Source organism: Nocardioides sp., assembly GCF_041393715.1.
In the GTDB taxonomy this organism is placed as follows: domain Bacteria; phylum Actinomycetota; class Actinomycetes; order Propionibacteriales; family Nocardioidaceae; genus Nocardioides.
This window is the reverse complement of sequence record NZ_JAWKJQ010000002.1, coordinates 372,835-390,248: the sequence shown is the minus strand read 5'-3', so window position 1 is coordinate 390,248 and position 17,414 is coordinate 372,835. Positions and strand designations below refer to the sequence as shown.

The following is a 17,414-nucleotide window of genomic DNA, read 5'->3' as shown; positions in this document are numbered from 1 at the left end:
ATGCGGCCCGATGCCGTGCACCTGCCGCCTCGGAAGCTGACCCAGCGGACCAAGCTCCGGCTGCTGCAATGGGGACTCCGGGTCGCCCCGACACGGCGGCGCGCCGTGGTCGCCGGCACCCCCGACCTCGAGGGCAACAGCGTCGAGGTGGTCCGGGCGCTGGCGTCGCGGATGCCGGTGCGTTGGCTGGTCTCGGCACCCGCCGAGGAGCTGGCGTGGCTGCTCGACGGTGTCCCCCGCGCCGACCGCGTCGAGCTGGTGTCACGACGGTCGACGCGGGCGCTGGTCTCCTACCTCACCTCGAGCCATGTGTTCTTCACCCACGGTCTCTACGGCTCGCCGCAGCCCCCTCGCCGGAAGACGTTCGTCAACCTGTGGCACGGCGACGGACCCAAGCGGCGCAAGGGCTTCGCCGCCATCCGGTCGAGCTACATCGTCGGCGGTACCGAGCTGTGGGGCCGGCGCCGCGGCGACACCTTCGGCGTCGGTCAGGACCGGGTGCTGGTGACCGGCAACCCGCGGATCGACCAGCTGGCCCGGCCCACGGACGCCGACGCCCTCGCGGCGCTGGGCCTCGACCCCGCCCGGCCGCTGGTGCTCTGGCTGCCGACGTACCGGCGCACCCGCTATCGCGGCCGCCGGCTCGGCGACGTCCGCAACTGGGCCGACGGCCAGGAGCTGAGCCGCGCGCAGCCGGTACAGGACATCCTGGCGTCGGCCGCCGACTGCGCCGCCGACCTGGGCATCACCCTCACCGTGAAGCCCCATCCGCTGGACGCCGACCGGTTCCGCGAGACCGGCCTGACGGTGCTCACCGACGAGGACCTGCTGCGGGCGCGGACCACGCTCTACTCCCTGCTCGGACGGACCGCCGGGCTGGTCACCGACTACAGCAGCGTCTGGACCGACTACCTCGCGGCCGACCGGCCGATCGGCTACTTCTGCCCCGACCTCGAGGACTACGACGCCGACCGGGGACTCAACGTCGTCGACTACCGGTCGGTGATGGCGGGCCCGCTCCTCGAGACGCCCGGCGACTTCGCGGACTTCCTCGCGTCCTGCCTCCAGGAGGGCGACGAGGCGCGCGCCCACCGACACGCCATCGCCCGGCTGGTCGGCGCCGAGACCCACCCCGGGGCCACGGAGCGACTGCTGCACGCCCTCGGCCTCTGACCCGGCGGTCGCGCGCCCTCAGCCGGCCGTCGACCGCAACAGCGCCCACCGTGGGCGCAGGGTGGCGTGCGTCGACACGTGCAGGAGCATCCGGGCGCGGGTCCAGGTGGCGGCGTAGACCATGGCCGAGACCGCGGTCGACGAGGCGGCCAGGCCGACCACTCCCCACTGCCAGGCGCACAGGGCGCCGGCGACCGCACGCACGGCGACCGCCACCCAGGTGATCACCGCGACGTCGCCCTCGTGGTGGGCCATCGACAAGGTGGTGCCGGACAGCCCGCTGACGGCGTTGAGGAGGAGCCCGGTCGCAAGGAGCGCGAGCGCCCAGGCGGCCTCGGAGAAGTCGGGGCCGTAGACGAGGGTCAGCACCGCGGCCGGCGCGAGCACCATGGGCAGCCAGAGCACCCCCGCGGCCGAGGTGGACAGCGTCGCGGCGGTGCGGACCAGTGCCTGCAGGCGCTCGCGGTCGTGACCGCGGGCGAGCCGCGCCAGCGCCGGGCTGAAGACCACCTGGAGCGCCGACGACGGCACGTTGAGCAGCATGGCCAGGCGCTGGCCGGCCGCATAGAGCGAGGTGCCGTGCCCGGTCAGCAGCGCACCGGCGACCCAGAGCTCCACGCTGGTGTTGAGGAAGCCCCCGGTCTGGCTGACCGCGAACTTCCAGTCGCGGCGGGCGGCGTGTGCCAGGTCGGCGAACAGCCGGCCACGCACCGGACGCGCGGGCCAGGAGCGGCGCATCACCCGGCCGGCCCACAGCAGCGGCACGAGCGCGCCGAGTGCCGTGCCCGCCAGGACGCCGAGCAGCCCCGGGGAGGGCACGGCCAGCCACACCACCAGCACGCACAGCGCCTGGGAGACCGCGATCAGCGCACCGCCGGACCGACCCGTCACCAGGCTCGCGGCCTGCACGTGGCCGAGCCCGCGCAGGAAGTTGGCGCTGATCTTCTGGTAGGCCGCCGTCGCCACCAGGACGCCGGCCATCGCACCCGCGGCCCAGGCCCGCGGGTCGCCACCGCGCCACCAGGCGACTCCGAGCGCGGTCGCTGCCGCGGCCACCGGTACGGGGACCAGCATCACCGCGCGGGCGCCGCCACGGAGCTGCTGCAGCTCGTCGTCGGAGTCGGCACTGGCGGCCTCCCGGAGCCCGGATCGGTGCACCCCGAGCAGCGCGAGCTGACCCACCAGGGCGGTGACGTTGAGGATCACCATCAGGTAGCCGAACCCCGCCGTGCCGAGTGCGCGGCCGGCCACCACGGAGTAGGCCAGATAGCCACCGATCGCGACGCCGTACGACGGCACGAAGTAGGTCAGGGAGCGGACCAGCGAGACCGACCGCGGTCGTCGGCCTGCGGCGGGCGAGCCGGCGCCGTCGGGTGCGTCGGACGGCACGGCGTGGCTCCTTCCCGGGCGCGTCTGCGCCGCCACCGGAGTCTACGGGGCCGCCGCCGGCGGAGGTGCGCACTCGGCACCGTAGGCTCCGCGGGTGACCCGAACCGGACGGCGGACCGCCGCGGCGGCGCCCGTGCTCGTCGCGGCGGTGGCCCTGATCGCGATCAACCTGCGCCCCGGTGCGACCTCGGTCGGCCCGGTGCTGGAGGAGCTCCGCGCCGAGCTCGGGATGGGCTCCGGGACGGCGGGCGTCCTCACCTCGCTGCCTCCGCTGTGCTTCGGCCTGGTCGGCGCACTCGCCGTCGGGCTGGCCCGGCGGGCCGGCGCCACGGCGGCCATCGCGCTGGGAGCGCTGGCCCTCACCGCGGGTCTGCTGCTGCGAGTGACCACCTCGTCGGTCTGGCTGTTCCTGGGTCTCACCGTGGTCGCCCTTGCCGGCATCGCGGTGGGCAACGTGCTCACGCCGGCCTGGGTGAAGCATCACGGTGGCCGGATCGAGGTCGCGCTGATGACGCTCTACAGCACCGGCCTGGTCGTGGGCGGCGCACTCGGCGCGCTGCTCACCGCACCCCTGGAGGGGACCTTCGGTGGCTGGCGGCCGGCGCTGGCCCTGTGGGGCGCGGCCGCCCTGGCCGCGGTGCCCCTGTGGGGCTGGCTCGCCCTCCGCGAGAAGCCGCTGCCGGAGGACCGCGAGGCCCCGATGGTGCGGCCTGCCCGGCAGATGGCCGCCTCCCCCACGGCGGTCGCGATCACCGCGCTCTTCGGCATCCAGTCGATGCACGCCTATGTGCAGTTCGGCTGGCTGCCGCAGGTCTACCGCGACGCCGGGCTGACCGCGACGCACGCCGGCGCCCTGGTGGCGCTGATCGCCGCGACGGGGATCGTCGGCAGCCTGACCATGCCCGTCGCGGCGGCGCGGGCGCGCTCGCTGGCCCCGTTCGCCCTGGTGTTCGGTGTCCTGCTCGCCGGCGGCTACGCCGGCCTGTTGGGCGCACCGGCCACGTTGCCGTGGCTGTGGGCCCTGATGCTGGGCGTCGCCGGCTTCGCGTTCCCGCTGGCGATCGCCCTGCTCACCGCGCGGACCCGGCACCCCCAGGTGACCGCGCAGCTCTCCGGCTTCGTGCAGTCCGTGGGCTATCTGCTCGCGGCGTCCGGCCCGGTGGCGGTCGGGCTGCTGCACCAGGCGACCGGCTCGTGGACGCTGGTCCTCTGGCTGCTGCTGGCCAGTGCCGTGCCCTTCACCTGGGCCGGGCTGCGCCTGTCGAAGCCGGCGTACGTCGACGACGAGCTGGGCTGACCGGACCCGCATCCCGGGCCTCGCCCGGGCGGTGTGACGGACGTGACGTCCCGAATCGCATCATTCCGGCCCGACCACCACGGTTCCGGAGTAGAGGGGCGCAGACGGCCGCGCCGACTGGCCGCACCTTGCACGCGGCCGGCTCGTGGAGCCGGCGCACGAGACGCAGGCGCCCCCCGTCCCGGACGGCGTCCGGGACACACCCGGCCCCGGAGGGGCCATCGCAAAGGGGGATCCATCATGTCCATCAACGGTCTCGCCACACGCACCCACACCTCGCGCGGCGCCCGCAGGCTCGCCGCCGTGGCGGCGGCACTGGCCTGCGTCGCCGTCGGCCTTCCCGCATCCCAGGCGCTGGCCGACACCGGCACCGACCCGGTGCTCGGCGCCTGGGTCCTGACGGGATACACCGACCCGCAGACCAGCCCGGACCCGCCCGCGGACCCCGACGACCAGAGCGGCGAGGACAACATCCTCAACGTCGTCCAGCTCGGGGAGCGCTCCGAGACGGTGGTGCCCGGCACGACCGTCCAGGAGTCGACCGGCTGGGTGACCGAGCAGCCCGAGGGAGAGGGCTGGGTGCAGGTCGACGAACGCCTGGTCGTGGACCAGGAGGAGATCGCGGCCACGCCGGACACCTGGGTGGACCGGGTGTGGCACGTGTACGCCGGCAACAACAGCTCCGACGTCGCACCGCCGGTCGACGACCCGCACTGGCAGGCGACCGGCGCCGACCCGCAGTCGGCCAACCACGCCTTCGAGAACCACACGCCCAACGTGCCCTACTCGGTCGACCGGGCGAACGACCACGGCTCCGACTGGTTCCTGTGGACCGCCACCCTGGTCCCGGGCACCGCGGCACAGGAGGGCGTCGCACACCAGGAGTTCGTCTTCGAGCGGACCGTCACCACGGCCGACCAGACGCTGTACCAGTGGGCGATCTACGAGCGGACCAACACACCGGGCCAGCCCGGCACCGACGACTCGACCGAGACCGAGGTGCAGGACGACAACGCGACCCGGCAGCCCGCGACGTCCCCGCGCCACCAGCGGGCGAGCGAGCGGGCGGTCCCGCTCTCCGTCGACGCGGGTCTGTGACGTGCGCCGGCTGCTGCTGTGCCTGACCGCCGTCCTCGTCCTGTCCGGATGTGGGGGCGCGACGGCACCGCAGGGGCCGGCGTCGACGACGACCCCGACGGCGGCCCCGACGGCGACCCCGACCTCCGCGTCGGTCCCGGCGTCTCCGAGCGCCTCCGCCACCCGGGCACCGACCGTGCCCACCCGGCTGCGTCTCGGTGACATCGACGCCGCCGTCGTCCCGATCGAGCTCGACGGCACCAGCCTGACTCCTCCGGCCGACCCGAGCGTGGTGGGCTGGTGGGGTCGGCGGGCCGGCGCCGCGCACGGCACGACGCTGCTCACCGGGCACACGGTCCACGACGGCGGCGGCACCTTCGACGACCTCGAGGACACGCCGCTGGGCACGCGCGCCCGGGTGGACGGTCACGTCTACCGGGTGCGATCGGTCGAGGTGATCTCCAAGGAGGAGCTGGCCCGGAGGGCGGAGGTCCTGTTCGACCAGGGCGGGCCGCCGCGGCTGGTGCTGGTGACCTGCGAGGACTACGACCCGGACACGGGTCACTACGCGAGCAACGTCGTGGTCGTCGCGACCCCGGTCGGGTGAGCGCCTACGGGCGAGGCGGCGGCAGGAAGTGCCGGAAGTCCTCGTGGGTCCAGCCGGTGTCGGCCCGGACCAGCACCACGGCGAGCGCCGCCGCGGCCACCAGCGCCGTCACCACCAAGGCGACCCGGACCGTGGTCCCCGCGGGGTGCGGCACGCCGCCACGGACCACGGTCTGACGCAGCGCCGGGATGATCCGCCCCAGCAGGTGCAGGCCGGTGGCGACACACCACACCGCGAAGAAGCCCTGGTGGACGGTGATCCAGTCGGCGCGGAAGCCCCCGAGGGAGAACAGCTGTTGCCGGGCGCTCTCCTCGCCATCGACCACGAGCCAGATCCCGCTGGCCAACAGCCCGAGCGTGGAGACCACCACGAGCGGCCCGAGCACGCGCAGCAGCATGGCCGGCGGACCGGCCTCGACATAGGGCGCGGAGCGGGAGTAGTAGCGCAGCATCCGCCACCCCGTGGTGGCGGTCTTGAGCAGGGCCGGCGGCACCAGCAGCGCGCCGAGTGCGACATGCCACGACACCAGGCCGCGGACGTCGAAGAGGGTCAGCAGCTCGGCCACGCCGAGGACCAGGATGACCAGCCCGGTCCAGGCCGTGAGGACCGCGTTGCCGGCCGGCCCGCCGGTGCGAGGCAGCGCGGGGTCGGGGCGATGGCTGCGTCCGGTGGCCTCCGCCACGGCGTCGGCGACATGACCGGGTGGCAGGTTGTCGAGGAACGTCACGCGCACAGCCTGGACCCTTCGTGCTGTGAGGGCGCTGAGGCGCGGACGGCCCGCGCCCCGAGAGCGCGAGCCGTCCGGTCGGGCCGCGGCCCGGCGCCGGTCAGTGGTGGGAGCCGGGCAGGTGGATCGCGATCACCCGGCCGTCGGACCCGTCGGGCTGCTCCTGGTCCTGGATGGACAGGTAGAGCAGCTTGCCGTTGCGGGAGAAGATCGGGCCGGTGCCCTCGCCACCGTCGCGGACGGTGGCCAGCTTCACGAGGCTGTCGGAGCCCAGGGTGCCCTTCGGGAGCACGTAGACCTCGTTGTTGCCGCCCGTGTCGGAGTTGGCCAGCGCGCTGCCGTTGTCCTCGAACACGTAGAGGTTGCCGGCTCGGTCGTAGCGCAGGTTGTCGGGCCTGCTGAGCTTGGCGAAGTCACCCTCGAGGAGCACGGAGGCGACCACGCCGTGCCGGGTGTCGCGCAGGTGCCAGACCCGACCCGGGTCGCTGCTCGAGGCCGACTCCGAGAAGACGACTCCGTTGCCGTGCTTGGCCTTGATGATCCCCTCGTGCTTCCAGAAGGAGTTGGTCGCGTCGGGGACGCCGACCTTGGCGGCCATCTCCGCCTCGGCGTTGGCGGGGTCGTCGATCGGCACCCAGCTGCCGGTGTTGGTGGCCCGGTCGAAGTTCAGGCCGTAGAGCTGACCCGTGGTCAGGTCGCGCTGCCGGTCGGGCACGAACTTGTAGAGGAACTGGAAGTTGCCGCGGTCGTCGGTGAGGTACCACGCACCGTGGGAGCGGACCTCCTGCTCGTGGCTCATCCGCCCCATGCCGGTCAGCTTCGTGGCGGCTCCCGTCTTCGGGTCGATCTCCCAGACCCAGCCGGACCGCTGCTCGGGGTCGTCGAGGAAGGGGAACTCCTCGTTGACCAGGAAGGTGCCCCGAGGGGTCAGCACGCCCGCGCACAGGTTGTGCAGGCCGGTCGCGATCAGCTCGCTGCGCTTGACGGTGGTCCCGTCGCGCCCGAGCGTCAGCCGGGAGACCGAGCCCCAGCCGTCGCTGTCACCGTCGTCGGTGGTGGCCTGCTCCGGGACGGCGCACTTGCCGGCGTCGCCCTGGTAGTCGCCCGGCACCGGCTTGGTGAGCTCGTGCGCCGTCAGCAGCTGCACCTGCCCGTGCGCGCCGCGCACCAGCTGGTTGCTGTCGAAGTCGCTGGGCATCGCGAAGGTCGCCCCCGACTCCGTGGAGGTCACCTGGTCGACGCAGTCGCGGACCAGCACGTCGTAGGAGTAGCCGGCGGGCAGGTCGATCACTCCGTCGGGGTCGGTCAGCACCGGTCCCGGGTCGAACCCGCGGCCGTGGCCCGGACCGGCCGTCACCGGACCTCCGGTCGCGCCGAGGATGAACACGGCGGTCGCTGCGACCGCCATCGCCTGGGTCGTGGATCTCATCAGTGCCGAGCCTCCTGTGTGGTCACGAGCGGGTGTCCGCCCTGGGGTACCCCACAGTCAGCGAGGCCAACGCCGTACGCCGGTCGCGCAAGGGCCGCGGGAGAGGCCGCGCAGGCGGGCTCAGCGGAACGGACCCCGCGGAGGAGGCTCAGCCGGCCGGCAACCCGGCGGCGAGCGCGGCGCTGCGCAACGTGGCCTCGAAGAGCTCCTCGCGGGCGGCCTCCGTCATCCAGGAGAACTGGCCGTAGACGTCGAGGCAGGTGGCGCCGTGCAGGGTGGCCCACGCCCCGATCATCGCCTGGTGGGTGGCCGGGCTGATCAGGTCGCTGAGCTCCCCGTGCTTCTCCCGGGCGCAGTCGACCATCTCGTCGGAGACCTCGGTGACCAGCGGGTCACCGAGCACGCCCAGCTCCGCCGCACGCAGGAACAGCGCCGCCAGCTGCGCCATCGCGTCGCGGGCGGCGTCGGTGGTCGGCCCCTCCTCGGGGGCGACGTAGCCCGGCAGCGGCATGCCCAGGATCAGCGCGAACTGGGCCGGCTCGCGTCGAGCCCAGTCACGGTAGGCCTTGCCGGCGGCCAGCCACCGCCCGGCGACATCGTCGGCGGCACAGCGCTCGCGGGCCTCGGCGACGGTGGCGCCCAGCTCGCGGTAGGCGTCGGCGATCAGGTCGGTCAGCAGCTCGTCGCGGTCGGCGTAGTAGCGATAGAGCGCCGGCGGGGTCATCCCCATCTCCTTGGCGATGTCGGTGAACCTCACCTCGGTGCCGCCGTGGTCGCGCATCAACCCGCGGGCGACCTGCTTGATCTCCTCGATCGTGGCCGCGCGCTGACGCTCTCGGCGGGTCAGGGTCCCGGCGACGCTGCTCACGGGTGACCTCCTTCGCAACACAGGCGGATGAACGCCGGATGACGGTTCTGTAACGCATCTTCACACGAGTGAAGAGACTTGACAAGTGACGCAGCATCGTGTTCGTTATGAGTCATCACTCATCCGAAGGAGCTTCACCCATGACCCTCCTGTCGCCGGACCGCCCGCTGGAGTCCGCCCCGACCGCTCCCCGCGTGGGCCCCCTGGGCCGGCTCGCCCGGCTGACCTTCCGCTACCGCGGTCGCACGCTGCTGGCCTGGCTGCTCGCCCTCGCGATCGCCGTCGGGCTGGCGTCGGCCTTCGGTGGCGACTTCAAGGCCGACTACTCCGCACCGGGCTCGGACTCCTCCCAGGCGCAGACGCTGCTCGAGGACCGCTTCCCGAGCGCCGCGGGCGACACCGTGGACGTCGTCGTCCACACCGACGCGGGCGTCGACGGAGCCCGATCGCAGATCGAGCAGGTGCTGACCGAGCTCGGCCGGGTCCCGCACGTGGTCGGGGTCTCCGACCCGTTCCAGGACCCCGCGGGCGTGAGCGCCGACGGCACCACGGCCGTGGCGCACCTCCGGCTCGATGTCGAGAACCCCGTCGACATGCCGGTCGAGGACAGCCAGCGGATGCTCGACATCGCCGCCGACTCGACGGGTCCCGGCCTCCAGGTCGCCCTGGGCGGCCAGTCCATCCAGCAGGCCGAGCAGGGTGAGATCGGCTCCGAGGGACTCGGCCTCGCCGCCGCGGCCATCATCCTGCTGCTGATGTTCGGGTCCGTGGTCGCCGCGGGGCTGCCGATCCTCGTCGCCCTCGCCGGCCTCGCCGTCAGCGGGACGCTGACCACGGTGCTGATCTCCTTCGTCGACGCGCCCGACTGGTCGACCTCGCTGGCCACGATGATGGGCATCGGCATCGGCATCGACTACGCCCTGCTGATGGTGACCAGGTTCCGCGAGTGGCGGGCCGCGGGTCTGGACCCGGAGGCGGCCGCCGTGGCCACCCTGGACACGGCGGGTCGGTCGGTGATCGTCGCCGGCACGACCGTGGTGATCAGCATGCTCGGCCTGTTCGCCATGGGGCTGTCGTTCATGCGCGGCGCGGCCGTGGTCACCATCCTCGGGGTCCTCGTCGTGATGCTGGCCAGCGTCACGCTGTTCCCCGCGCTGCTGGGCTACCTCGGCCGCCACGTCGACCGGCTGCGGCTGCCGGTCGGCCGCGGGCACCAGGTCACCGTCGCCGAGGGCGGTCACGTCGAGCCCTCACCGGGCTGGCTCGCCTGGAGCCGCCTGGTCGACCGGCACCGCCTGGTGTCCGCCGCGGTGGGCGTCATCGCGCTGCTGGTGATCGCGTCGCCGTTCCTCGGGGTGCGCTTCGGCTTCCCCGACGCCGGCAACAACCGCGAGGAGACGAGCAGCCGGCAGGCCTACGACCTGCTCGCGGAGGGCTTCGGCCCGGGCATGAACGGCCCCCTGCTGCTGGTCGCCGAGCTGCCGGCCGGCTCCGACGCCGGCAGCCTCGAGGGCGTCTCCGCCGCCGTCGCGGCGACGCCGGACGTGGTCGCCGTGGCACCCCCGGCACTCAGCGACGCGGGCGACGCCGCGGTCCTCACCGTCGTCCCCGCGACCGGACCTCAGGACCAGCAGACCGAGGACCTGATCCGCGACCTGCGCGACGACGTGCTCCCTCGGGCCACCGCCGGTACCGGGATCGACGTGCACGTCGGCGGCGTGACGGCCACGTCCATCGACAGCACGGACAACATCGCCAAGCGGCTCCCGCTGCTGATCGGCGGCGTGGTGCTGCTGTCGATGCTGTTGCTGCTGGCGGCCTTCCGGTCGGTGGCCGTGGCGCTGAAGGCCGCCGCGATGAACCTGCTGTCCGTCGCCGCGGCGTACGGCGTGGTGGCGCTGGTCCTGCAGGGCGGCTGGGCCGGCCGGCTGGTCGGCATCGACACGGCCACCCCGCTGCCGGCGTTCGTGCCGGTGCTGATGTTCGCGGTGCTGTTCGGGCTCTCGATGGACTACGAGGTGTTCCTCGTCAGCCGGATGCGAGAGGGCTGGCTGCGCACCCGCGACAACGAGCGGGCGATCCTCGGCGGCCTGGCCGGCACCGGTCGGGTGATCACCGCGGCGGCGGCGATCATGGTCGCCGTGTTCGCCGCCTTCATCCCGTCGCCCGACGTGGTGCTCAAGGTGATCGGCGTCGGCATGGCGTCGGCCATCTTCATCGACGCCACCATCGTCCGGATGCTGCTGGTGCCCGCGGTGATGTACCTGCTCGGGCGGGCCAACTGGTGGATGCCCGCGTGGCTGGGGCGGCTGCTCCCCGAGCTGCACGTCGAGGGCCACCCCGAGGAGCACCTGCGGCGGGTCGCGGAGCCGGCGGCCGGCTGACCCTGCTTCCGGGCCGCTCCGCAGCGTCTGCGGAGCGGCCCGCCTGGCCGGTCTTCCTAGGTCAGGCGCTCGAAGACCATCGTCGCCTGGATCCGGTCACCGCCGCCGAGCCCCTTGCTGCCCGAGGACGCCGTGGAGATGGTGTGCAGGCGGTAGCCGAGCGCCGCCTGGGCGTTGATCGCGTGCTCCAGCTCGGTGAGGTTGCCCGAGCCGGTCCCCCACAGCTTCTCCTTCAGGATCACCTGCAGGACGACATAGCTGGCGCCCTGCACGGCCGGTCGCGGCTGGGCGCCGGCGACCGCGTCCGCCTCGATCTTGCGGACCATGCCGCCCAGGCCTCCGCCGCCCTCGGCGGCCGGCGGCCTCTGGGGCTCGGCCGCCTGCGGCTCCTGGACCTCGTCGGTCCACTGCTCGCCGTCCCACCAGCGCTTCTTGCCCGCGCCGTCGTCGTACCAGCCTGCTTGCGCGTTGCTCACGGTGCCTCGTCTCCCCTGGGTCCGAACGTTGCGAGGGCAGACTATGCGTCGGGGCCTGCCGGGGTTCACGAAACCGCGCAACGGAGTGGACAGCCAGGGCTCGGCGATCGGGCGGTGTGCCGCCGGCCCGGCGACCGGCGGCACACCCCTCTGGGTCTCAGCCCTTCACGCACATCAGCGTGGTGAGCCGCGCGACGACCTCGACCAGGTCGGCCTGGGCCTCGATGACGGCGTCGAGGTCCTTGTAGGCGCCGGGGATCTCGTCGACCACACCGGCGTCCTTGCGGCACTCCACTCCCGCGGTCTGCGCCGCCAGGTCCTCGACCGTGAAGGTGCGCTTGGCCTGGGAGCGCGACATCGTCCGGCCGGCCCCGTGCGAGGCCGACCAGTACGACGCCTCGTTGCCCAGGCCCGTCACGACGTAGGACCCGGTGCCCATCGAGCCGGGGATCAGCCCGTACTCTCCGGCACCCGCGCGGATCGCGCCCTTGCGGGTCACGATCAGCTCCGTGCCGTCCGAGAGCGTCTCGCGCGCCACGTAGTTGTGGTGGGCCGAGATCTGCTCGTCGAACCCGACAGTGAGGCCGAGCTCGGCGAACTCCGCCGCGACCACCTGCTGGAACAGCGCCATCATCACCGCACGGTTGCGAGCGGCGTACTCCTGCGCCCAGGTGAGGTCTCGCAGGTAGGCGTCCATCTGCGGCGTACCCCCGAGGAACACCGCCAGGTCCCGGTCGGGCAGGTCGAGGTTGTGCTCGAGTCCCTTGGCCTCGCTGATGTGTCGCTCTGCGATCTCCTTGCCGATGTTGCGCGATCCGGAGTGCAGCATCAGCCACACCTGCCCGTCGTCGTCGACGGTCAGCTCGAGGAAGTGGTTGCCGCCGCCGAGCGTGCCCATCTGCTGCCGAGCGCGGCGCTCGCGGTCCTGCACTCCCTCGTGCAGCGAGCCGAAGCCGTCCCAGAACGACGACCAGCCGGCGAAGCGCCCATGGTCCAGGCCGAGGCGCTGCACGTGGGGCGCCGCGTCGTGGGACGCGAATCCCACCGGGATCGCCGCCTCGACCGCCAGCCGCAGCCGGTGCAGGTCGTCGGGCAGGTCGGCCGCGGTGAGGCTGGTCCGGGCGGCCTGCATGCCGCAGCCGATGTCGACGCCCACGGCGGCCGGCGACACCGCGTCGCGCATCGCCACGACCGAGCCGACGGTGGCACCCTTGCCGAGATGCACGTCGGGCATCACCCGGACGCCGTGCACCCACGGCAGGCGGGAGATGTTGCGCAGCTGGTCGAGGGCGGCGGGCTCGACCTCGTGCGGGTGGGCCCACATCAGGGTCTCGGCCCGGGCACCGGGAAGGGCGACCGGGAAGTCGTGCGTGGTGGTCATCATGATCGCCTCCTCTGGCGTTTCGTCGGATCGGATGGTGGTGCCCGCACCTGGACTCGAACCAGGCTGCCAGCCTTCGCAGGTCCGGAGGCACGTCTGAGCAGGCGTGAGCAACACCGGCGGGGTGACTGCCCGGAATCGAACCGAGGACCTCCAGAGCCACGATCTGGCGTGCAGACCCGCTACACCACAGTCACAGCACCCCCTCCAGGAATCGAACCTGGATCCCCGGTTCCGTAGACCGGTGCCTTCTCCGTTGGACTAAGGGGGTATGGCTGCTGGGTAGCCCTGCGCGCTTTCGCGGCCCCGCACGCAGCCGGTGCGGTGTTACTCAGGCGGCGGTCGTCCGCTTGGGCCGACCCCGCTTCTTGACCTTCTCGATGGGCTTGCCGCCCTTGATCAGGACACCACCCCAGACGCCCCACTCGTCCCGGCTCAGGCTGAGAGCGAAGCAGTCCGACCGTACGTCGCAGCCGGCGCAGACTGCCTGGGCCTCGACCAGGGCCTTCTGGTCAATCGGGTCGAAGACGTCGGGGTTCGCGTATCCCTCACAGCTCCAGGTGAGCGCACGCGGCGTGGGGTACCTGTAGGCCACAGTCACGCCCTTGCTGTCCAGGAGCTCGTCGATCTTCCTCTCCATGTGCCGGTCACCTCCAATGGCTGCTCGGTGGCACCAGGTCCTTGTTGTCCGGCTCAATTCAGCCGGGAGACGTTGGTGCCCCCGGCAGGACTCGAATCTGGGACCCTCGCCTTAACAGGGCGCCGCTCTGCCGACTGAGCTATCGAGCATCGTGCTCCAGTCCCGGAGCTGGTGGGGCCGCGAGGGATCGAACCTCGCCCTGCCGGGCTTCAACCGGCCGCGCCGCCTGCAACGCTTCAGCCCCATGCCGGCCCCTTGGTTGGCGCCGAGGTCGGGCAGGCGGGACTCGAACCCGCGATTCCCTGCTCCCAAAGCAGGTGGGATGGCCGCTTCCCTACAACCCGTTGCGTACCCGCCCCCGGACTCGAACCGGGATGCCCCGAAGGACACGACGTCCTGAGCGCCGCGCGTCTACCTGATTCCGCCAGGCGGGCTTGCCTCATCTGATCGAGCGGATGACCGGCCTCGAACCGGCTGTCTCCTGCATGGCGAGCAGGTGCGCGTCCACATGCGCTTCATCCGCGTACACGGGTTCGCCGCCGTGTCGGCTGGTGGAGCGGCGGGGTATCGAACCCCGGCCGGCGTACGTGCAAGGCAAGCCGGGACACCTGTCCCCGCCCCGACGTACCCACCGAGGGAGTCGAACCCTCACGCCACAGGGGCGCCGCTTCTTGAAGGCGGTGCGTCTGCCGGTTCCGCCACGAGAGCATCGGTGCCCCCAGCCGGGCTCGAACCGGCGTCCTCCCGGCTGAGAACCGGGCGTCCTTGACCGCTAGACCATGGGGGCGCGTGTGGTGTGCCGTGGACGGGGATCGAACCCGCGCGGCCCGGATTGAAAGTCCGGATGGGCAGCCAGCAGCCACCACGGCCCCGTCGACTTCCAACGCGCGCTCCGTACGGGACTCGAACCCGTGATCTCCCGCTCGACAGGCGGGCGTCCACTCCAGCTGGACCGACAGAGCCTGGCGGAAGGCGGAGGAGTCGAACCTCATGGCGGGGCCACGACCCGGGTAGCAACCGGGCGCCGGGCCACCCCGGCGTCGCCTTCCATCCGCGGAGGGAGCGAGGATCGAACTCGCACGCCCGTGTGGGCCTTCCGTTTTCGAAACGGCTGCCGTCGCCGGCCATCGGCTGGTCCCTCCTCGCAGCACGTTGTACGCCGGGCAGGACTCGAACCTGCATGCCCGCGAGGGGACCTGGTCTACAGCCAGGCGGGCCAGCCACTTGCCCAACCGACGCATGTGCCGCAGCGCTGGCATCCCCGACGTCTCCGCCGTGGGTCGCTGCGGCGACAGGAAGCCGCTCCCGCTGTCCGGGTCCGGATCCTGCCTGATGCTGTCCACTGTTCTGTTCGCCCTCACTCCCCATCGCTGGGGTCTGAGTCGGGAAAGGTGTCCCACGGCCATGTGACCGTCAGCCCGGTGCCACGTTGCTTGCCGGCCTCTCGGCCAGGTCGCGGGTCCGGTGCCCGTGGGACCTTCCACGATGCGCATGGACGGAGGGAATCGAACCCCCAGCCGCCGGTTTTGGAGACCGGTGCTCTTCCGGTTGAGCTACGTCCACTTGCTGCTGTTGTTGAGTTGTGCGCTCTTCGCTGTGATTCGTGGCGCGGCAACCGCGGCCGAAATGCAGAAGGGCCGCTCCGGAGGCTGCGAGTCCTGGGTCCTGGTGACCTCGTGGACTTCCGCCTCAGCTGGAGCGGCCCGGTTGCGTACCGGTGCTTGACGGCACCTACACGGGCGACTCCAGCTGGCTCGGCCACTGACCGTTGGTCTCGAGGCGGGGCGCATAGCCTTCGCTCCTCGACCGCAGCGGGGCAGCATCCAGCGCACGAGCCGCAAGGCGACTCGTGACGGCGTGGATCAGGCGCATGCCCATCTCCGTGGCCCTTCCGGTAGGTGCTTCCTGGCTGGTCCCTGTGACCGGCCGCGCACCAGGGTAAGGGCGGCCACCCCGTTTGGCCTAGCGGGTTTCTTGCCGGCCCACGCATGCGCTCGCCTGCCACAAGCATCTGGATGGCGCGCAGCAGCGTGATCAGGTCACTCAGTGCGACGACGGTCGTCGATCTCGCCTAGACCTCCTGCTGACCGCTGGCGGACTGGACAGACCTGACGGGGCAACGATCTCCTTCGAGGACTAGCGATTTCCGACGACGCTAGACATTGAAGCGGAACTCCACGACATCGCCGTCCTGCATGACGTAGTCCTTGCCCTCCATCCGGACCTTGCCGGCCTCCTTGGCCTTGAGCATGGAGCCGGCGGCGAGCAGGTCGTCGTACGAGACGATCTCGGCCTTGATGAAGCCCTTCTGGAAGTCGGTGTGGATCACGCCGGCGGCCTCGGGGGCGGTGGCACCCTTGCGGATCGTCCAGGCGCGGGCCTCCTTGGGGCCGGCGGTGAGGTAGGTCTGCAGGCCGAGGGTGTCGAAGCCGACGCGGGCCAGCACCTCGAGGCCGGGCTCGTCGACGCCGAGCTCGTGCAGCATCTCGAGTGCCTCGTCGTCGTCGCCGAGCTCGACCAGCTCGGCCTCGAACTTCGCGTCGAGGAAGATCGCCTCGGAGGGGGCGACCAGGGCGCGCATCTTGTCCTTCAGCGACTCGTCACCGAGCTCGTCGGCGTCGCAGTTGAAGACGTAGAGGTAGGGCTTGGCGGTGAGCAGGGAGAGCTCGCGGAGCAGGGCGCGGTCGATCGAGGTGGCGATGACGGGGGTGCCGGCCTCGAGGGCCTCGACGGCCTCCTTGGCGGCGGCGACGGCCGGGAGCAGCTCCTTCTTGCCCTTGGCCTCCTTCTCCAGCCGCGGGATCGCCTTCTCCAGCGTCTGCAGGTCGGCGAGGATCATCTCGGTCTGGATCGTGGTGATGTCGGAGGCAGGGTCCACCTTGCCGTCGACGTGGGTGACGTCCTCGTCGCGGAACACCCGCGTGACCTGGCAGATCGCCGCCGACTCGCGGATGTGGGCGAGGAACTTGTTGCCCAGCCCCTCCCCCTCCGACGCACCGCGCACGATGCCGGCGATGTCGACGAACTCGACGGTCGCCGGCAGGATCCGCTCGGAGCCGAAGATCTCGGCGAGCTTCGCCAGCCGGGGGTCGGGGACGCCGACGACGCCGACGTTGGGCTCGATGGTGGCGAACGGGTAGTTCGCCGCGAGCACGTCGTTCTTGGTGAGGGCGTTGAAGAGCGTCGACTTGCCCGCGTTGGGGAGTCCGACGATGCCGATGGTGAGGGCCACGGGCGGGGAGTCTATTGCCGGGCGGGTGGCGGCGACGAAACGGCGCCGGCGAATCGGCGTGGGGGACGCGACAGGTCCGCGACAGGTGGCCGGGCCAGGCTCCCGGCATCGACAACGCCGAGACCAAGGAGCTTCGCCCGTGCACACCCGCCACCGCACCAACCCCGGATCCGCCCACCGTTCGCCTCTCGGCTCGGTGGATGGCGTGACCTTCCACCTCATGCGCCACGGGGAGGAGCACCTCATCCGGAGCGTCGTGGAGGCATCCAGCCCTGCCTCGCGGTTCCAGCGCTTCCACACCCCGGTGCCCGTCGTCCCCGCTCGGCTGGTGTCAGCCTTGAGCAGGGTCGCGCCGGGCGAGCGCGAGATCGTCGTCGCCCTGCTGCGCGGACGCGCCGTCGGGCAGGCCGAGTGGACGCGGACCGAGGACCCGTACCCGCGGGCCGAGATCGCGGCGCTGGTCGCCGACGCGCATCAGGGCCACGGCATCGGGAGGGCGTTGGTCGCGCGCGTCGCCGAGCGAGCCTGGGGGGCCGGGCTTCGCGAGGCCGTCCTGTACGTGCGCCCCGAGAACCGGAAGGTCCGCCAGGCGCTGGGCCGCCGCGGCGCGATCACGGTGGCAGACACCTGCGTCCTGCCGCTGCGAGCGTTGCGTCCGCACCCCGTGGTTCGATGGGAGGGTGCGGTTCCGCGTCCTCGGACCTCTGACGGTCACCTCTGCGCGCGGAACTGAC

14 protein-coding genes and 14 tRNA genes are annotated in these 17,414 nt (G+C 72.2%); 6 read left to right on the top strand and 22 right to left on the bottom strand.

The window, feature by feature from the left end; all coding sequences use genetic code 11:
• Positions 1 to 15 precede the first annotated feature (15 nt).
• Positions 16 to 1,173, top strand: a complete 1,158-nt coding sequence (locus R2740_RS04900; protein ID WP_371301555.1) for a CDP-glycerol glycerophosphotransferase family protein — start codon at positions 16 to 18, stop codon at positions 1,171 to 1,173.
• 18 nt (positions 1,174 to 1,191) lie between these two features.
• Here R2740_RS04900 and R2740_RS04895 read toward each other — a convergent pair whose 3' ends face one another.
• Complete coding sequence (locus R2740_RS04895) at positions 1,192 to 2,562, bottom strand: lipopolysaccharide biosynthesis protein (RefSeq protein WP_371301554.1); 1,371 nt, start codon at positions 2,560 to 2,562, stop codon at positions 1,192 to 1,194.
• Between the two features lie 94 nt (positions 2,563 to 2,656).
• On the opposite strand from R2740_RS04895, the gene R2740_RS04890 reads away from it, so the two are divergent.
• The 3 genes from R2740_RS04890 (at position 2,657) to R2740_RS04880 (ending at position 5,543) form a co-directional block, all read left to right on the top strand.
• Positions 2,657 to 3,859 carry an MFS transporter gene (locus R2740_RS04890; RefSeq protein WP_371301553.1) on the top strand — a complete coding sequence of 401 codons (1,203 nt, stop codon included), beginning with the start codon at positions 2,657 to 2,659 and terminating at the stop codon, positions 3,857 to 3,859.
• A 240-nt stretch (positions 3,860 to 4,099) separates the two neighbouring features.
• Entirely contained in the window at positions 4,100 to 4,957 is an 858-nt protein-coding gene (locus R2740_RS04885) for a hypothetical protein (RefSeq protein ID WP_371301552.1), read from the top strand.
• Position 4,958: 1 nt separating this feature from the next.
• Positions 4,959 to 5,543, top strand: coding sequence for a class F sortase (locus R2740_RS04880; RefSeq protein ID WP_371301551.1), 585 nt, complete (start codon positions 4,959 to 4,961; stop codon positions 5,541 to 5,543).
• Positions 5,544 to 5,547: 4 nt separating this feature from the next.
• Here the strand turns inward: R2740_RS04880 and R2740_RS04875 are convergent, their stop codons facing one another.
• From R2740_RS04875 to R2740_RS04865, 3 genes are all read right to left on the bottom strand, one after another.
• Complete coding sequence (locus R2740_RS04875) at positions 5,548 to 6,270, bottom strand: hypothetical protein (protein WP_371301550.1); 723 nt, start codon at positions 6,268 to 6,270, stop codon at positions 5,548 to 5,550.
• A gap of 100 nt (positions 6,271 to 6,370) precedes the next feature.
• Positions 6,371 to 7,699 carry an alkaline phosphatase PhoX gene (locus tag R2740_RS04870; protein ID WP_371301549.1) on the bottom strand — a complete coding sequence of 443 codons (1,329 nt, stop codon included), beginning with the start codon at positions 7,697 to 7,699 and terminating at the stop codon, positions 6,371 to 6,373.
• Between the two features lie 148 nt (positions 7,700 to 7,847).
• On the bottom strand, positions 7,848 to 8,567 hold the full coding sequence (locus tag R2740_RS04865; protein ID WP_371301548.1) for a TetR/AcrR family transcriptional regulator: 720 nt from the start codon (positions 8,565 to 8,567) through the stop codon (positions 7,848 to 7,850).
• A gap of 140 nt (positions 8,568 to 8,707) precedes the next feature.
• Between R2740_RS04865 and R2740_RS04860 the strand changes: the two genes are divergently transcribed.
• Positions 8,708 to 10,951, top strand: coding sequence for an MMPL family transporter (locus tag R2740_RS04860; RefSeq protein ID WP_371301547.1), 2,244 nt, complete (start codon positions 8,708 to 8,710; stop codon positions 10,949 to 10,951).
• 56 nt (positions 10,952 to 11,007) lie between these two features.
• On the opposite strand, the gene R2740_RS04855 is transcribed toward R2740_RS04860, so the two are convergent.
• From R2740_RS04855 to ychF, 18 genes are all read right to left on the bottom strand, one after another.
• Positions 11,008 to 11,427, bottom strand: coding sequence for a DUF2510 domain-containing protein (locus tag R2740_RS04855; RefSeq protein ID WP_371301546.1), 420 nt, complete (start codon positions 11,425 to 11,427; stop codon positions 11,008 to 11,010).
• A gap of 157 nt (positions 11,428 to 11,584) precedes the next feature.
• Positions 11,585 to 12,808, bottom strand: coding sequence for an RtcB family protein (locus R2740_RS04850; RefSeq protein WP_371301655.1), 1,224 nt, complete (start codon positions 12,806 to 12,808; stop codon positions 11,585 to 11,587).
• A 123-nt stretch (positions 12,809 to 12,931) separates the two neighbouring features.
• Positions 12,932 to 13,005 (bottom strand) — tRNA-His (locus R2740_RS04845).
• A 2-nt stretch (positions 13,006 to 13,007) separates the two neighbouring features.
• Positions 13,008 to 13,079 (bottom strand) — tRNA-Arg (locus R2740_RS04840).
• A 60-nt stretch (positions 13,080 to 13,139) separates the two neighbouring features.
• Complete coding sequence (locus tag R2740_RS04835; RefSeq protein ID WP_371301545.1) at positions 13,140 to 13,448, bottom strand: WhiB family transcriptional regulator; 309 nt, start codon at positions 13,446 to 13,448, stop codon at positions 13,140 to 13,142.
• A 169-nt stretch (positions 13,449 to 13,617) separates the two neighbouring features.
• Positions 13,618 to 13,692, bottom strand: a tRNA-Phe gene (locus R2740_RS04830).
• Between the two features lie 27 nt (positions 13,693 to 13,719).
• Positions 13,720 to 13,792: transfer RNA gene (locus tag R2740_RS04825), tRNA-Pro, on the bottom strand.
• Between the two features lie 5 nt (positions 13,793 to 13,797).
• Positions 13,798 to 13,882, bottom strand: a tRNA-Leu gene (locus R2740_RS04820).
• A gap of 16 nt (positions 13,883 to 13,898) precedes the next feature.
• Positions 13,899 to 13,971, bottom strand: a tRNA-Gly gene (locus R2740_RS04815).
• Between the two features lie 26 nt (positions 13,972 to 13,997).
• Positions 13,998 to 14,069: transfer RNA gene (locus R2740_RS04810), tRNA-Ala, on the bottom strand.
• 92 nt (positions 14,070 to 14,161) lie between these two features.
• Positions 14,162 to 14,235, bottom strand: a tRNA-Glu gene (locus R2740_RS04805).
• Positions 14,236 to 14,245: 10 nt separating this feature from the next.
• Positions 14,246 to 14,317, bottom strand: a tRNA-OTHER gene (locus R2740_RS04800).
• A gap of 19 nt (positions 14,318 to 14,336) precedes the next feature.
• A tRNA-Asp gene (locus tag R2740_RS04795) sits at positions 14,337 to 14,410 on the bottom strand.
• A 1-nt stretch (position 14,411) separates the two neighbouring features.
• Positions 14,412 to 14,497, bottom strand: a tRNA-Ser gene (locus R2740_RS04790).
• Positions 14,498 to 14,502: 5 nt separating this feature from the next.
• Positions 14,503 to 14,590: transfer RNA gene (locus R2740_RS04785), tRNA-Ser, on the bottom strand.
• A gap of 13 nt (positions 14,591 to 14,603) precedes the next feature.
• Positions 14,604 to 14,687 (bottom strand) — tRNA-Tyr (locus R2740_RS04780).
• Positions 14,688 to 14,938: 251 nt separating this feature from the next.
• Positions 14,939 to 15,011 (bottom strand) — tRNA-Trp (locus tag R2740_RS04775).
• A gap of 592 nt (positions 15,012 to 15,603) precedes the next feature.
• Entirely contained in the window at positions 15,604 to 16,680 is a 1,077-nt protein-coding gene (gene ychF, locus R2740_RS04770) for a redox-regulated ATPase YchF (protein WP_371301544.1), read from the bottom strand.
• Between the two features lie 139 nt (positions 16,681 to 16,819).
• On the opposite strand from ychF, the gene R2740_RS04765 reads away from it, so the two are divergent.
• A complete protein-coding gene (locus R2740_RS04765) occupies positions 16,820 to 17,413 on the top strand; it encodes an N-acetyltransferase family protein (RefSeq protein WP_371301543.1) in 594 nt (197 codons plus the stop codon).
• The last annotated feature ends 1 nt before the right edge of the window (position 17,414 follow it).

Coding starts and splice junctions, on each gene's coding strand:
- R2740_RS04860 (WP_371301547.1), top strand. CDS start 8,708: ATGACCCTCCTGTCGCCGGACCGCCCGCTGGAGTCCGCCCCGACCGCT.
- R2740_RS04870 (WP_371301549.1), bottom strand. CDS start 7,699: ATGAGATCCACGACCCAGGCGATGGCGGTCGCAGCGACCGCCGTGTTC.
- R2740_RS04850 (WP_371301655.1), bottom strand. CDS start 12,808: ATGACCACCACGCACGACTTCCCGGTCGCCCTTCCCGGTGCCCGGGCC.
- R2740_RS04835 (WP_371301545.1), bottom strand. CDS start 13,448: ATGGAGAGGAAGATCGACGAGCTCCTGGACAGCAAGGGCGTGACTGTG.
- R2740_RS04885 (WP_371301552.1), top strand. CDS start 4,100: ATGTCCATCAACGGTCTCGCCACACGCACCCACACCTCGCGCGGCGCC.